Genomic DNA, 15,343 nt, shown 5'->3' with positions numbered 1-15,343 from the left:
CGCCGAATTCACCACTACGGAAGGAAACACACGTGGACGCAACAACCGTTCTCGCGGAAATCAGCGGAAACATCGCGACCGTCGGTTATGGCCTCGCAGCCATCGGCCCGGCAATCGGTGTAGGTATCGTCGTTGGCAAGACCATCGAGGGTGTCGCGCGTCAGCCTGAACTGGCCGGTCGCCTGCAGGTGCTGATGTACATCGGTATCGCCTTCACCGAGGCGCTCGCCTTCATCGGCATCGCCACCTACTTCATCTTCACGAACTAGTCCTCTTCACTACTTAGTTAGGAGGCATGATGCTTCACGCAGTAATTGCAGCCGCGACTGAAGAAGCGGCGAAGAACCCGCTAATTCCAGAGTGGTACGACATCATCTGGTCGGCGGTCTGCTTTGTCGTGATTTTGTTCTTCTTCTGGAAGCTCGTGCTCCCGAAGATGCAGAAGCTTCTTGACGACCGTGCAGAAGCCATCGAGGGCAACATCGCCAAGGCGGACGACGCCCAGCGCAAAGCCGAAGCTGCACTCGTGCAGTACACGGCCCAGCTCGCTGACGCTCGCGCCGAAGCCGCTGCTATTCGTGACCAGGCCCGCACCGACGGCCAGCGCATCGTCGCTGAGCACAAGGAGCAGGCTGCGGCTGAGGCCGGTCGCATCGCGGCCAGTGCCAAGACGCAGATCGAAGCCGAACGTCAGGCCGCAGTCGTGTCGCTCCGCAGTGAGGTCGGCACCCTTGCAATTGACCTCGCCTCGGGCGTCATCGGTGAAAGCCTGTCTGACGACGCAAAGGCCAGCGCCATCGTCGATCGTTTCCTGGCTGAACTCGAAGCCAGCGAAGCACCAGTAGCAGGAAAGATTTAACCAATGGGAAGCGCCACCAGAGAAGCACTCGCCACATCGAGGGCGGCACTGTCCGTCCCCGGCAGCACGACTGATCTGGCGACGGGCGAAAGCCTCTTCGGCGCCGGTCGAGTGATCGGTTCGTCGTCGCAGCTCCTGTCGGCGCTTGGCGATGCATCAGCGGATGCTGCGGCCAAGGTCACCCTCGTTCGTGCCGTCTTCGGTGCGAGCGTGACGCCTCGGGCGCTGGATCTGCTCGCCGCAGCCGTTGCCGAACGCTGGTCCAGTCACGACGACCTGCTAGCCGGGATCGAAGAATTGGGCCTTCGGGCATCCGCCCTGTCTGTTTCGGCCGAAACGTCGATCGAGGGCGAACTGTTCTCCTTCGGCAAGACCGTATCCTCTGACGCCGAGCTCGAACTGGCCCTGGCCAGCAAGCTTGGCAAAATCGACGCCAAAGCCGCCCTGGTTGAAAAGCTCCTGGCCGGCAAGGTGTCCGGTCAGACGCTCGCAATCGTTCGCCACCTGGTGCAGCAGCCTCGCGGCCGTCGCATCGGCGAATTGCTGCGGCAGGCGGCATCCGTTGTCGCCGATCAGGCCGGAACGTCTATTGCCACCATCACTTCGGCGAGCGTTTTGACGCCCGCCCAGCTCGACCGTCTGCGCAAGAGCCTCCAGGAACGCCATGGGCGTGCACTCACCATCAACCAGGTCGTCGACCCGGCTCTGGTCGGGGGAGTACGCGTACAGATCGGCGATCTGGTCATCGACGGCAGCATTGCAACCCGCCTGGCCGATTTGAGACTCCAGCTCGCCAGCTGATTTTTGCGCAGTTCGGCAAAACCGGCAGCACCGTAAACCACGCAGTACCAGATTCAGGGCGGCAGCGTCTTGAACAGACAGAACCTGTACAGCCGTACAGAAAAGGGAAGATGATGGCAGAACTAACGATCAGCCCCGATGAGATCCGTGGCGCTCTCCAGGACTTCGTGAAGTCCTATGAGCCGAACAAGACATCGACGACCGAGGTCGGCTACGTCACCACGGCCGGTGACGGTATCGCCCACGTTGAGGGCTTGCCCGGCGTGATGGCCAACGAGCTCATCAAATTCGCCGACGGCACCCTGGGCCTTGCCCAGAACCTCGATGAAGATGAGATCGGCGTCGTCGTCCTCGGCGAGTTCGCCAGCGTTGTTGAGGGCATGGAGGTGCACCGCACCGGCGAGGTTCTCTCCGTTCCCGTCGGTGACGCCTTCCTCGGTCGCGTCGTCGACCCGCTCGGCGCGCCGATCGATGGTCTCGGCGAGATTGTCAGCGAGGCCCGTCGTGCCCTCGAGCTGCAGGCCCCCGGTGTCATGCACCGTAAGAGCGTGCACGAGCCGATGCAGACCGGCATCAAGGCCATCGACGCCATGATCCCGATCGGGCGCGGCCAGCGTCAGCTCATTATCGGTGACCGCCAGACCGGCAAGACCGCGATCGCGATCGACACCATCATCAACCAGAAGGCCAACTGGGAGTCCGGTGACACGAACAAGCAGGTTCGTTGCATCTACGTCGCCATCGGACAGAAGGGCTCCACCATCGCTTCGGTGAAGGGTGCGCTCGAGGATGCCGGAGCGATGGAGTACACCACCATCGTCGCCGCCCCCGCTTCCGACCCGGCTGGCTTCAAGTACCTCGCCCCGTACACCGGTTCGGCCATCGGCCAGCACTGGATGTACGCCGGCAAGCACGTTCTCATCGTCTTCGACGACCTGTCCAAGCAGGCCGAGGCCTACCGTGCCGTTTCGCTGCTGCTGCGTCGCCCGCCGGGACGCGAAGCGTACCCCGGAGACGTGTTCTACCTGCACTCCCGTCTGCTCGAGCGTTGTGCCAAGCTGTCCGACGCCCTCGGCGCCGGTTCGATGACCGGTCTTCCGATCATCGAGACCAAGGCCAACGACGTTGCCGCCTACATTCCGACCAACGTGATCTCGATCACCGACGGCCAGATCTTTCTGCAGTCCGACTTGTTCAACGCCAACCAGCGTCCCGCTGTTGACGTGGGTATCTCGGTCTCCCGCGTCGGTGGCGACGCGCAGGTCAAGTCGATCAAGAAGGTGTCGGGAACGCTCAAGCTTGAGCTGGCTCAGTACCGCTCGCTCGAAGCCTTCGCGATGTTCGCCTCCGACCTCGACGCGGCCAGCCGCCGTCAGCTCGCTCGCGGTGCTCGTCTGACCGAACTTCTGCGTCAGCCGCAGTACTCGCCGTACCCCGTTGAGGACCAGGTTGTCTCGATCTGGGCCGGCATCAACGGCAAGCTCGACGAGGTTCCGGTTCCCGACGTGCTGCGTTTCGAGCGCGAGCTGCTCGACTTCCTCGGTCGCAACACCGAGATTCTGAAGAACCTGCGCGAGACCAACGTTCTCTCCGACGAGACCGTTGCCGCTCTGACCGCGGGTGTCGACAAGTTCAAGCTCGAGTTCCAGACCGGCGAGGGCAAGCCGCTCGCCTCGGTTGGCAAAGGGAAGTTTGAGGCCATCGCCGCCGAAGACGTCAACCAGGAAAAGATCGTCAAGCACCGCCGCTAGTCGCTTTTCGACTTGCGGTGCCACTGATCTCATCAAACTGAAAGACAAGGAAGCAGACACATGGGAGCGCAACTTCGCGTCTACCGGCAGAAGATCAAGTCTGCCCAGACGACCAAGAAGATCACTCGGGCCATGGAGCTGATCTCCGCCTCGCGCATCCAGAAAGCGCAGGCGCGAGTCGCTGCGTCAACCCCGTACTCGCGTGCAGTGACTCGTGCCGTCTCGGCCGTGGCCACGTACTCGAACGTCCAGCACGTGCTCACAACGGAGCCGGAGAAGATCGAGCGCGCAGCGGTCGTTATCTTCGCCTCCGACCGTGGCCTGGCTGGCGCGTTCAGCTCGCAGGTTCTGCGTGAAGCGGAGTCGCTCAGTGAGCTGCTGCGCGGCCAGGGCAAAGACATCGTCTACTTCCTGGTGGGCCGTAAGGCCATCGCCTACTTCACGTTTCGGGGCCGCGCGTCTGAGCGAGTCTGGACCGGCGGCACCGATCAGCCGCAGTTCGAAACGGCCAAGGAAATCGGCGAGGCCCTGCTCGAGTCGTTCCTCACGGACTACTCCGATGGCGGCGTCGATGAGATTCACATCGTCTACAACCGCTTCGTGAGCATGGTTACCCAGGTTCCCGAAGTCGTTCGACTGCTCCCGCTCGAGGTCGTCGAGGGTGTGGAAGAACCGGGCAACAACACGGTTCTTCCTCTCTACGAGTTCGAACCCGACGTGGAAACGGTTCTAGACAGCCTCCTCCCGGTCTACATCGAGAGTCGTCTGTTCAACGCCATGTTGCAGTCGGCGGCTTCCGAGCACGCGAGCCGTCAGAAGGCGATGAAGTCGGCCAGCGACAACGCCGACAAGCTGATCACGGACTACACGCGGTTGTCGAACAACGCGCGGCAGTCCGAGATCACCCAGCAGATTTCCGAGATCGTGGGTGGAGCCGATGCGCTCTCATCCGCCAAGAAGTAACCAGAGAAGAGAGAGCAATGACTGACACCGCAACCGCGCCAGTCCGCGCGGAGGATACGGCCGGCTCTGTTGGCCGCATCGCCCGTGTCACGGGCCCTGTTGTCGACATCGAGTTTCCGCATGACTCGATCCCCGGCATCTACAACGCCCTGAAGACCACGATCACCATCGGCGACGAGTCGAACGAGATCACCCTCGAGGTTGCCCTGCACCTCGGCGACGACCTGGTTCGTGCCATCGCACTCAACCCGACCGACGGACTTGTCCGCGGCCAGGAAGTGCGCGACACCGGCAGCCCCATCACGGTTCCGGTCGGAAACGTCACCAAGGGCAAGGTCTTCAACGTCATCGGCGATGTGCTGAACGCCAAGCCGGGCGAGAAGATCGAGATCACGGAGCGCTGGCCCATCCACCGCAAGCCGCCGCCCTTCGACCAGCTCGAGTCGAAGACTCAGCTGTTCGAGACCGGTATCAAGGTCATCGACCTTCTGACGCCGTATGTTCTCGGTGGAAAGATCGGCCTGTTCGGTGGTGCCGGGGTCGGTAAGACCGTTCTGATCCAGGAAATGATCCAGCGCGTTGCGCAGGACCACGGTGGAGTTTCGGTATTCGCGGGAGTTGGTGAGCGTACCCGTGAGGGCAACGACCTCATCGCCGAGATGGAAGAAGCCGGCGTCTTTGACAAGACCGCACTGGTCTTCGGCCAGATGGACGAGCCGCCGGGAACGCGTCTGCGCGTCGCGCTCTCTGCCCTCACCATGGCGGAGTACTTCCGCGATGTCGAGAAGCAGGACGTGTTGCTCTTCATCGACAACATCTTCCGCTTCACGCAGGCCGGTTCAGAGGTCTCCACGCTGCTCGGCCGTATGCCGTCCGCTGTGGGCTACCAGCCTAACCTCGCCGACGAAATGGGCATCCTGCAGGAGCGCATCACGTCGACGCGTGGCCACTCGATCACTTCCCTTCAGGCGATCTACGTTCCTGCCGACGACTACACCGACCCGGCTCCGGCGACCACGTTCGCCCACCTCGACGCCACGACCGAGCTGTCGCGTGAAATCGCGTCGAAGGGCCTCTACCCGGCCGTCGACCCGCTCACCTCGACCAGCCGTATCCTCGACCCCCGCTACCTGGGTGCCGATCACTACAACACGGCCGTTCGCGTGAAGGCAATTCTGCAGAAGAACAAGGAACTCCAGGAGATCATCGCGATCCTCGGTGTTGACGAGCTGTCTGAAGAAGACAAGGTCACGGTTTCCCGTGCCCGTCGTATTCAGCAGTTCCTTTCCCAGAACACCTACATGGCGAAGAAGTTCACCGGTGTTGAGGGCTCCACGGTTCCACTGAAAGACACCATCGAGTCGTTCACGGCGATCGCCAACGGTGACTTCGACCACGTCGCCGAGCAGGCATTCTTCAACGTCGGTGGCATCAACGACGTCGAAGAGAAGTGGGCTCAGATTCAGAAAGAGAACGACTAAGCATGGCAAAGTCGCTGTCCGTCAGCGTTGTGTCGGCCGACCAGCAGGTCTGGACCGGCGAAGCGGCGATGGTTGTCGCCAAGACCGTCGAGGGCGAGATCGGTATTCTTGCCGGTCACGAACCGATGTTGGCGATTCTGGCCGTCGGCGATGTTCGCCTCACCCTGGCCGATGGTTCCAAGGTCGTCGCGAAGGCTGAAGATGGCTTTCTGTCCGTCGACAACGACATTGTGACCGTCGTGGCTCGCAAGGCTGAACTCGTCTAACAACGGAACACCTTTGCTGATACTGCTACCGCCGTCGGAGACGAAACGCTCCGGCGGCGAAGCTGTACCCCTGGACTGGTCGCTCCTGGCGTACCCGGCCCTCAGCGGCAAGCGCCGATCCCTGGCGCGTGCGCTGGTGAGCCTGTCGCGGCACCCGGAAGTGGCGATGGCCGCCCTGAAACTCGGTCGCACCCAGCTGTTCGAACTAGACCGCAACCGTGAGCTTCTGCGGTCGCCGACCATGCCGGTCATTGACCGTTATACCGGGGTGCTCTTCGATGGGTTGGATGCTGCGACCCTGACGGTCCCGCAGCGCGAGTTCGCGCAGGCCCACCTGGTCGTGCACTCCGCGCTGCTCGGGCCGCTCGCGGCCCTGGACCCGATTCCGGCCTACCGGCTGTCGCATGACTCCCGGGTGCCGGATCTGACCTTGAACAAGCATTCGCTCAAACAACATTGGGCCGCCGACGTGCAGAAGCTCCTCGGCCGAACCGAGGGCCTGTTGCTTGATTTGCGCTCGGAGGCCTATGTCGCCCTGGGCGCCCGTCCGGTGCGCCCGAACTCGATCTACCTGCGGGTTGTCGCCGACAGCGGCGACGGCCAGAGACGCGCTCTCAATCACTTCAACAAGAAGTCCAAGGGGGAATTCGCGCGGGCATTGATCGACAGCGGGCAGGACTTCGGGGCCGTTGCCGACCTGATTGACTGGGCCCGGTCGGTCGGTATCAGCCTGGCACCCGGTGCGCCCGGTGAACTTCAGCTTCTCGTCGAGCAGCACTTGGCGAGCAAGGGCCAGCCGGCGAAGTCGACGATCTTCACGGCCCAGTAGGACGCAGACGTGTCTTCGGGAGCAGGCTAGTGGTGCATGATGCCCTCGTGATCGAGCAGCCAGGCTTTGGTGGGGATGCCCTGACCGGCACTGTAACCGGTGATTCGCCCCGTGGTCGCGAGCACGCGGTGGCAGCCGATGATGATCGGCACCGGGTTGGCGCCGACAGCTCCACCGATGGCGCGGCCCGATCCGGCGCGCCCGATGTCAGTGCCGAGCGCACCGTAAGAGATGACCTCGCCGAAGCCCAGAGTTGAGAGGCGAGCCCACACGCTGCGTTGAAATTCCGTGCCGCGGGTCAGGTGCACCGGAAGGTCGAACGAGTGTCGGGTGCCCGCAAAGTACTCGTCCAGCTGCTCGGCCGCCTGTCGCAGCACGGGGGAGGGGCTCTCGGCGTATTCTGCGAGCGGAAGGTGACCGTCGGTTTCGATCGAGAGGGAGAGGATGCCGTCATCATCGGCGGTGAGCTCAAGCCGCCCGAGGGGGCTCGGCAAGCGAAGGAGCGCAGGAGGCGTGGTGGTCATATTTCGACTGTAGCCGCACCCAAATGAGCGCACTCGCGGATTTCGGACATCGGTGCCGAACGCCCGCAACGGTGCGCTGTGCAGGAGACGGTCGGTTTGCCCCGAGCAAGCCGAACGGTCATAGTCTAAAGGAATGGCTCAGATTGAATATCGCAGACTTGGCTCCTCCGGATTGACCGTTTCAACGATCGGACTGGGTTGCAACAACTTCGGCCGCAGCGGCACGGCGTCGGAGGGACAGGACGGCACGACCGCCGTCATCGATGCGGCATTCGAGGCCGGGGTGACGCTCTTCGACACGGCAGATATCTATGGTGCCGAGCGAGGGCTGAGCGAGACCCTGATGGGTCACTCGCTGCGCGGCAAACGCGACCAGATTGTGCTCGCGTCCAAGTTCGGCATGGACATGGGCGGGTTGAACGGTCCGGACTGGGGCGCGCGCGGCTCGCGCCGGTACATCCGTTTGGCCGTTGAGGCATCGCTGCGACGTTTGCAAACCGACTGGATCGACCTGTATCAGCTGCACGTCGCCGATCCATTGACACCGATCGAGGAAACGCTGTCCACGCTCGATGACCTCATCACCGAGGGCAAGATTCGCTACATCGGCCACTCCAATCTGGCCGGCTGGCAGATAGCGGAGGCGGAGTTCACCGCGCAAATGAACGGGCATCCCAAATTCATCTCGAGCCAGAACGAGTACAGCCTGCTGGTGCGCGATGTCGAAGAGGAGGTCCTTCCGGCCGTGAACGCTTATGGCCTGGGCTTTCTCCCGTTCTTCCCCCTCTATAACGGACTGTTCACGGGCAAGTTCTCCCGCGCGGGTGGGCCAGCTGACAGCCGCATCATGATGATCCGGCGCCACCTCGTTGACGATGCTCCCTGGGACGTGATTGAGCAGTACCAGGAGTGGTGCGATGCACGTGGCGTTAGCATGTTGGCGGCGACGTTCGCCTGGCTGCTCGCCCAGCCCGGGCTGACGAGTGTGATCGCCGGCGCCACCAAGCCCGAACAGATCCGTCAAAATGCCAGCGCGGCGACCGAGTGGCAGCCCAGCGCCGACGAGGTGGCGTACATTTCGGACCTCTTTGCCTGAACGCCTGATGTGAAGTTGTGCCGAAGTCGGCGATTTTTGCGCAGAGCGCAATATTTCGGTCGACGACGTGTCGGAAAGAGTGCACTATGGCATCAGAGGTAGCTGCGCCGAACCCTCGGTCTGGGCGGTGCCTATTCACGCATCTAGACGGTTCAGTAGGAGAGTTTCGTGCTTTGGTCCTTGCTCGTGAGTTTTCTGCGGCCGTACTGGCAACTGCTCACCGGGGTGATCGTCTTTCAACTGGCCCAGTCGATCGCTTCCCTTTTTCTGCCCACTCTGAACGCCGACATCATCGACGAGGGCGTCGCTACCGGCGACACCGGCTACATTCTGCGTGTCGGCGGGCTGATGTTACTCATCACGCTCGCCCAGATCGGGTGCGCGATCATCGCCGTGTACTTCGGTGCCAAGGTGGCGATGAAAGTTGGTCGTGACCTACGCGGGGCGGTCTTTAGCCGGGTGGGGGAGTTCTCCGAGCAGGAGGTCACCCGGTTCGGCGCTCCGTCGCTGATCACCCGCTCCACCAATGACGTGCAGCAGGTGCAGATGCTCGTGCTCACGACCTGCACCCTTCTCGTCTCCGCGCCCATCCTCAGCATTGGCGGCGTGATCATGGCGATCCGCCAGGATGTGCAGCTGTCCTGGCTGATCGCGGTGAGCGTGCCGATACTGCTCATCGCGGTTGGTCTCATAGTCGTACGAATGATTCCCCTGTTTCGCAAGATGCAGACTCGCATCGACACCGTCAATCGGGTGCTGCGGGAACAACTCACCGGCATCCGTGTCGTTCGGGCGTTTGTTCGTGAGAAGCAAGAGATTGCCCGGTTCGCCAAGGCCAACCAAGACGTCACCGACGTGGCCCTGGGCTCGGGTCGGCTGATGGCGCTCATGTTCCCCATCGTTATGCTCGTGCTCAACGTGTCGAGCGTCGCCGTGATCTGGTTCGGCGCATTCCGCATCGAAGACGGTTCGATGCAGGTCGGCACACTGATCGCCTTCCTCAGCTACCTCATGCAGATTCTGATGGCGGTCATGATGGCCACGTTCATGGCCGTGATGATTCCGCGGGCCGCCGTCTCGGCCGACCGCATCGGCGAAGTGCTGGCCACCGCGTCGAGTGTCGTGCCGCCGGCAAACCCGGTGAACGTGACCGTCGGCCACGGCGAGCTCGAACTGCTCGACGTGGGCTTCGCCTATCCCGGCGCCGAACAACCGGTGCTGCGCAACGTGAGCTTCATCGCTCGCCACGGCGAGACCACGGCGATCATCGGCAGTACGGGGAGTGGCAAAACCACCCTAGTGAACCTTTTGCCGCGACTGTTCGACGCCACAAGCGGTTCCGTTCTGGTGGATGGCGTGAATGTGCGCGAGTTGAACCCCGACCTGCTCTGGGGCAATATCGGTCTCGTACCGCAAAAGCCCTATCTGTTCTCCGGCACTGTGCGCAGCAACTTGCTCTACGGCAAACCGGATGCGACGGAAGAGGAACTCTGGCAGGCGCTCACCATCGCCCAGGCCCGGGATTTCGTCACCGAAATGGAGGGCGGGCTTGATGCGAAGATTTCCCAGGGCGGCACCAATGTGTCGGGTGGGCAGCGCCAGCGCCTCGCGATCGCCCGCGCCCTGGTGAAACAGCCGGAGCTGTACATTTTCGACGACTCGTTCTCGGCCCTCGACCTCTCGACGGATGCCCGGCTGCGGTTCGCGCTCAAACAGAGCGCCAATGGAGCCACCATGGTCATCGTCGCCCAGCGGGTGTCGAGCATCATCGACGCCGACCAGATTCTGGTGCTGGAAGACGGCCGCATCGTCGGCCGAGGAACGCACGAGCAGTTGCTCGAGTCCAACACGACCTACCAGGAAATTGTGTCATCCCAGCTCACCGCGGAGGAAGCAGCATGAGCGAGACACACGCTGACGACAAGCCGGCTCCGCGCCCGCAGCGCGGTGGTGGGCCCTTCGGGGGGATGAACCTGCCCGCCGAGAAATCCCTGAATTTCACGGCCTCGGGCAAACGACTGCTCGGCAAGCTACGGCCGGAACGCCTGTGGCTCGCGCTCGTGTTCGCCCTCGCGGTGATCAGCGTGACGTTCTCGGTGCTTGGGCCGCGCCTGCTCGGCGAGGGCACCAACCTGATCTTCTCCGGCGTGGTGTCGAAATCGCTGCCGAGCGGCAGCAGTCAGGCCGACGTGATCGCGGGGCTGCGGGCATCCGGTGACAGCACGCAGGCCGACATGCTCAGCGGCATGACGCTCACGCCGGGGCTCGGAATCGACTTCGCTATGCTTTCTACCGTGCTGTTCTGGGCGCTCGCGCTCTACGTACTCTCGAGCGTGTTCAGCTGGATGCAGGCCTACGTTCTCAACGGAGTCGTGCAGCGCACCGTCTACCGGCTGCGCGAAGAGATCGAGGCGAAAATCAATCGCCTGCCGCTGAGCTACTTCGATAAGAAGCCGCGCGGTGAACTGCTCAGCCGGGTCACCAACGACGTCGACAATATCTCGCAGAGCCTGCAGCAGTCGCTCAGCCAGGTAGTCACGAGCCTGCTCACCGTGATCGGCGTCATCGTGATGATGCTCATCCTGTCGCCACTGCTCGCCCTGATCGCGCTCGTCACCGTGCCGCTGACCCTCGTGATCACCGCGTTCATCGCCAAGCGTTCGCAGAAGCTGTTCGTGGCCCAGTGGGCGAACACCGGGGAGCTCAACGGTCAGATTGAGGAGACCTTCACCGGCCATGCCCTGGTCAAGGTGTTCGGCCGGCAGAAGGAAGTCGACGCCCGGTTCAAGGCCAAGAACGACGAACTCTATGAGGCCAGCTTCGGCGCGCAGTTCATCAGCGGCCTGATTATGCCGGCGATGACCTTCATCGGCAACCTCGTCTACGTCGCCATCGCGGTCGTCGGCGGCCTGCAGGTCGCCTCCGGCGCCATGCAGCTCGGTGACGTGCAGGCGTTCATTCAATACTCCCGCCAGTTCACCCAGCCGCTCGCGCAGCTCGGGTCGATGGCCAACCTGCTGCAGTCGGGCGTCGCATCCGCTGAACGGGTCTTCGACCTGCTCGATGCCGAGGAGCAGAGCGAAGACCCGGACTTGGCGGAGACGCCGACTGAAGCGCACGGCCGGTTGGTCTTCGAGAACGTGTCGTTCCGTTATAGCGCCGAGAAGCCGCTGATCGAAGAGCTCAGTCTCGTTGCTGAACCCGGGCAGACCATCGCGATCGTCGGCCCGACCGGGGCCGGCAAGACCACCCTCGTGAACCTCATGATGCGGTTCTACGAGATTGATTCCGGGCGCATCCTGCTCGACGGCGTTGACGTGGCGACCATGACCCGGCACGACCTGCGCAGCCGTATGGGAATGGTGCTGCAGGACACCTGGTTGTTCGGCGGCACCATCCGCGACAATATCGCCTACGGCCGACCGGATGCGACGGAGCAAGACATTCTCGCTGCCGCCACAGCCACCTACGTGGACCGGTTCGTGCACTCGCTTCCGGACGGATATGACACCGTGCTCGACGATGAGGGAGGCAACGTGAGCGCGGGGGAGATGCAGCTGCTCACCATTGCCCGGGCGTTCCTGGCCAAGCCGAGCGTTCTTATCCTCGACGAGGCGACGAGCTCGGTCGACACCCGCACCGAGGTGCTCGTGCAGAAGGCGATGAGCGCGTTGCGGGCCGAACGCACCAGCTTTGTCATCGCGCACAGGTTGTCGACCATTCGCGACGCCGACCTGATTCTCGTGATGGAGTCTGGCCGCATCGTGGAGCAGGGCAGCCATGTGCAGTTGCTCGCCGCGAACGGTGCGTACCAGGCGCTGTATGCGGCGCAGTTCGCGGCCCCGGTCGCCGACGAGGTTTAGAGCGTCTCCTCCACAGGGGGCCTGCCGCCGCGGTGATCCCCAGATACACGGTCGGTAGCGGCGGGTTTACGCGCGACCGGGCACAGTGGCGGAATGCAACCAACCCGTGTTAAAGCCCAGAAGGCCCAGGACTTTCTGGCACTCGTTCCCCAGCTGCTCGGGTTTCTGCCCGAGACCAGCGCGGTTCTCGTCGCGTTTCGCGGCAATCGCACCTGCGGCGCCTTGCGCTTCAACCTGCCCGAGGATGGCGCACCGCAGAAGGTGTATCAACGCATCGCCACGACACTGGCCGGGATGCTCTGCAAGATTCCCGGCGTCGACGCTGTCGTTCCCGTCATCTACACGGACGACTCCTTCGTCGAAGCCCGCGGAATCCCACGGGAGGGTTTTGCGGAGATACTGAACCGGCGGCTCGAACTCAGCGGTTTTCTGTTGCGTGATTCGCTCTGCGTGTCAGTGGATGCCTGGGGCAGCTATCTCGACCCGCAGTGCCCGGCGGGCGGGCATCCGCTCAGCGACATTGCAGAGTCCCCACTGAACGACGAGGCGACCGATCCGGCCGCGCGACCGCTCGGCACTCTGCAGAATGGCGCGGAACCGGTCGGCGTCAATCTGGCCACCAAGGAACGCCTTGCCCGGGTCTACCGGCGCTACCGCCACCTGATCGCGCGGGCCGAAAATGCCCCGGAGTTGTTTCCTACCCTCGGCGCGCTGCTCGACCCGGTCGCGATCGCGGAGGAAGCGCTGACCTGGAGCAATCCGCCCACCGAGGATGACGCGGCAGCGCTGCTCGTGCTCGTGCAGTCACCGCCCAATCGCGACCAGATCATGGTGCAGTTTGCCTTCGGCCGCGAGGAAGGCGTTCGCGCCCACAAGGTCAACCTGCACTACGTCCTGCTCCAGCACGAGACCGGGCGTAGCCTCGACGATCTTGTGGCCGAGGAGATGGACTCCGGCGACTCGAGCGCCCAACATACCGGGGACATCATGCTCGGGCTGCGGCAGGAACGACCGGATGTCGACCGGATCCGGATGGCCATCACCCTGTTGCGCACCGTGGTTGCGCTGGCGCCGCGTTCCGCCAGACCGGCGCCGCTCTGCATGCTCGCCTGGCTGTCCTGGGCCCTCGGCAGTGGCTCCGTTGCCGGATTCTTCGTGGACCAAGCGCTCGCCATCGACCCGCGGTACAGCATGGCGAACCTGCTGGAAGTGCTGCTCGGGTCGGGACACCTGCCGGAGTGGGCGTTCGCGGTTCCGCGCCGGGACGACGAGGAGGGCGACGATTTCGGCTACGAAAACGACGAAGACTTTGGCGAAGATGCCGCGCTCAGCGACGACGCTCTGTGGTCCTTCGAAGGCGAGAACAACGAAGACGACGACGAGGCGAGGGCCGCCGGCGGTTGAGGCAGGTGCTGCCCGACGGCGACCCGGTCGCGCATTCGTTTGAAGGCGAGACCGGGTCCCGGCGAACGAACTACAGGTGCTTCGGTGCCTCCGAGAGCACGCCGTGCAGAATCTCGCTGATCTCGGCGAATTCCTTCGGGCCAATGGTCAGCGGGGGAGCGAGCTGAATCACCGGGTCGCCGCGGTCATCGGCGCGGCAGTACAGGCCCGCATCATACAGTGCCTTGGACAGGTAGCCGCGCAGCAGACGCTCGGACTCGTCGTCGTTGAACGTTTCCTTGGTGCCCTTGTCCTTGACCAGCTCGATGCCGAAGAAGTAGCCGGCACCGCGCACGTCGCCGACGATCGGTAGGTCGAGCAGCGTCTCCAGCTCCTTGCGGAACAACGGCGAGTTCTCGCGCACGTTCTCGTTGATCTTCTCCTCCTCGAATATGTCGAGGTTGGCAAGGGCGACGGCCGAGGAGACCGGGTGGCCGCCGAAGGTGTAGCCGTGGTAAAACGTCGTATCGCCGTGCTTGAACGGTTCGTAGATGCGGTCGCTGATGATGGTCGCACCGATCGGCGAGTATCCGCTGGTCATGCCCTTGGCGCAGGTGATCATGTCGGGCTGAATGTCATAGGTCGTCGATGCGAACATGTTGCCGATGCGACCGAAAGCCGTGATGACCTCATCGGCGACCAGAAGCACGTCGTACTTGTCGCAGATCTCCCGCACGCGCTTGAAATAGCCTGGAGGTGGCGGGAAGCAGCCACCGGAGTTCTGCACTGGCTCGAGGAACACGGCGGCCACGGTCTCCGGCCCTTCGAACTCGATCATCTCTTCGATGCGGTTGGCGGCCCACTGGCCGAACATTTCGAGGTTGTCGCCGAGGCCAAGGCCCGGGCTCATTTCGTCGGCGCGGTAGAAGTTGGTGTTGGGAACACGGAAGCCGCCGGGGGTGACCGGTTCGAACATTTCCTTCATTGCCGGAATGCCGGTGATGGCCAGCGCACCCTGCGGGGTGCCGTGGTAAGCGACGTTGCGGGAGATGACCTTGTGCTTGGTCGGGCGTCCCATCAGCTTCCAGTAGTACTTGGCGAGCTTGAATGCGGTTTCAACGGCTTCGCCGCCACCGGTCGAATAAAACACGCGGTTGAGGTCGCCGGGCGCATAGGAGGCGAGGCGGTCAGCGAGCTCGATCGCGTTCGGGTGGGCATACGACCAGATCGGGAAGAATGCGAGTTCTTCGGCCTGCTTGGCGGCGACCTGGGCCAGGCGCTTACGTCCGTGTCCGGCGTTGACGGTGAATAATCCGCTCAAGCCGTCGATGTACTGCTTGCCCTGGGAATCCCAGATGTGGTGTCCCTTGCCCTTGACGATGATGGGCACTCCGGCGCCGGATTCCATCACCGACTGACGGGAGAAGTGCATCCAGAGATGATCCTTGGCCTTTTGTTGCAACTCGGCGTTGTGCGCGTCGCTGAAGGCAACCGGTGAATCGATGGGTGTGGTGAGCGTCATGTTCT

14 protein-coding genes are annotated in these 15,343 nt (G+C 63.0%); 12 read left to right on the top strand and 2 right to left on the bottom strand.

Going from position 1 to position 15,343, the window contains the following annotated elements:
* Nucleotides 1–32: 32 nt before the first annotated feature.
* The 8 genes from atpE (at nucleotide 33) to E3T43_RS12470 (ending at nucleotide 6,950) form a co-directional block, all read left to right on the top strand.
* A complete protein-coding gene (gene atpE / locus E3T43_RS12505) occupies nucleotides 33–269 on the top strand; it encodes an ATP synthase F0 subunit C (protein ID WP_092448748.1) in 237 nt (78 codons plus the stop codon).
* Between the two features lie 29 nt (nucleotides 270–298).
* Nucleotides 299–859, top strand: a complete 561-nt coding sequence (locus tag E3T43_RS12500; protein ID WP_134444797.1) for a F0F1 ATP synthase subunit B — start codon at nucleotides 299–301, stop codon at nucleotides 857–859.
* A gap of 3 nt (nucleotides 860–862) precedes the next feature.
* Nucleotides 863–1,660: a F0F1 ATP synthase subunit delta gene (locus E3T43_RS12495; protein ID WP_134469857.1), complete on the top strand. Its 798-nt coding sequence runs from the start codon at nucleotides 863–865 to the stop codon at nucleotides 1,658–1,660.
* Nucleotides 1,661–1,773: 113 nt separating this feature from the next.
* Entirely contained in the window at nucleotides 1,774–3,411 is a 1,638-nt protein-coding gene (atpA, locus tag E3T43_RS12490; protein WP_134472691.1) for a F0F1 ATP synthase subunit alpha, read from the top strand.
* A gap of 60 nt (nucleotides 3,412–3,471) precedes the next feature.
* Entirely contained in the window at nucleotides 3,472–4,374 is a 903-nt protein-coding gene (locus E3T43_RS12485) for a F0F1 ATP synthase subunit gamma (RefSeq protein ID WP_134472653.1), read from the top strand.
* 17 nt (nucleotides 4,375–4,391) lie between these two features.
* On the top strand, nucleotides 4,392–5,855 hold the full coding sequence (gene atpD / locus E3T43_RS12480) for a F0F1 ATP synthase subunit beta (RefSeq protein ID WP_092448745.1): 1,464 nt from the start codon (nucleotides 4,392–4,394) through the stop codon (nucleotides 5,853–5,855).
* Nucleotides 5,856–5,857: 2 nt separating this feature from the next.
* Nucleotides 5,858–6,121 carry a F0F1 ATP synthase subunit epsilon gene (locus E3T43_RS12475; protein WP_134472652.1) on the top strand — a complete coding sequence of 88 codons (264 nt, stop codon included), beginning with the start codon at nucleotides 5,858–5,860 and terminating at the stop codon, nucleotides 6,119–6,121.
* 13 nt (nucleotides 6,122–6,134) lie between these two features.
* Nucleotides 6,135–6,950, top strand: a complete 816-nt coding sequence (locus tag E3T43_RS12470; RefSeq protein WP_134472651.1) for a YaaA family protein — start codon at nucleotides 6,135–6,137, stop codon at nucleotides 6,948–6,950.
* A 26-nt stretch (nucleotides 6,951–6,976) separates the two neighbouring features.
* Here E3T43_RS12470 and E3T43_RS12465 read toward each other — a convergent pair whose 3' ends face one another.
* Entirely contained in the window at nucleotides 6,977–7,474 is a 498-nt protein-coding gene (locus E3T43_RS12465) for a methylated-DNA--[protein]-cysteine S-methyltransferase (RefSeq protein WP_134472650.1), read from the bottom strand.
* A 133-nt stretch (nucleotides 7,475–7,607) separates the two neighbouring features.
* Here E3T43_RS12465 and E3T43_RS12460 point away from each other — a divergent pair, with 133 nt between their 5' ends.
* The 4 genes from E3T43_RS12460 (at nucleotide 7,608) to E3T43_RS12445 (ending at nucleotide 13,837) form a co-directional block, all read left to right on the top strand.
* Complete coding sequence (locus tag E3T43_RS12460; protein WP_134472649.1) at nucleotides 7,608–8,570, top strand: aldo/keto reductase; 963 nt, start codon at nucleotides 7,608–7,610, stop codon at nucleotides 8,568–8,570.
* Between the two features lie 168 nt (nucleotides 8,571–8,738).
* Nucleotides 8,739–10,472 (top strand): ABC transporter ATP-binding protein, encoded by a 1,734-nt coding sequence (locus tag E3T43_RS12455; RefSeq protein ID WP_134472648.1) that lies wholly within the window; start codon nucleotides 8,739–8,741, stop codon nucleotides 10,470–10,472.
* Nucleotides 10,469–12,433 carry an ABC transporter ATP-binding protein gene (locus E3T43_RS12450; protein ID WP_134472647.1) on the top strand — a complete coding sequence of 655 codons (1,965 nt, stop codon included), beginning with the start codon at nucleotides 10,469–10,471 and terminating at the stop codon, nucleotides 12,431–12,433. The genes E3T43_RS12455 and E3T43_RS12450 overlap by 4 nt, the downstream gene beginning before the upstream one ends.
* Before the next feature lie 93 nt (nucleotides 12,434–12,526).
* The gene (locus E3T43_RS12445) at nucleotides 12,527–13,837 is read left to right on the top strand and encodes a DUF4192 domain-containing protein (RefSeq protein WP_134472646.1); all 1,311 of its coding nucleotides are present in this window, start codon (nucleotides 12,527–12,529) and stop codon (nucleotides 13,835–13,837) included.
* A gap of 70 nt (nucleotides 13,838–13,907) precedes the next feature.
* On the opposite strand, the gene E3T43_RS12440 is transcribed toward E3T43_RS12445, so the two are convergent.
* Entirely contained in the window at nucleotides 13,908–15,338 is a 1,431-nt protein-coding gene (locus E3T43_RS12440; RefSeq protein WP_134472645.1) for an aspartate aminotransferase family protein, read from the bottom strand.
* Between the last annotated feature and the right edge of the window lie 5 nt (nucleotides 15,339–15,343).

Origin of the sequence: Cryobacterium sp. Hh7 (assembly GCF_004403155.1) — a bacterium.
GTDB lineage: Bacteria > Actinomycetota > Actinomycetes > Actinomycetales > Microbacteriaceae > Cryobacterium > Cryobacterium levicorallinum.
The sequence above is the reverse complement of the archived record's forward strand: the minus strand, read 5'-3'. Positions and strand labels throughout refer to the sequence as shown.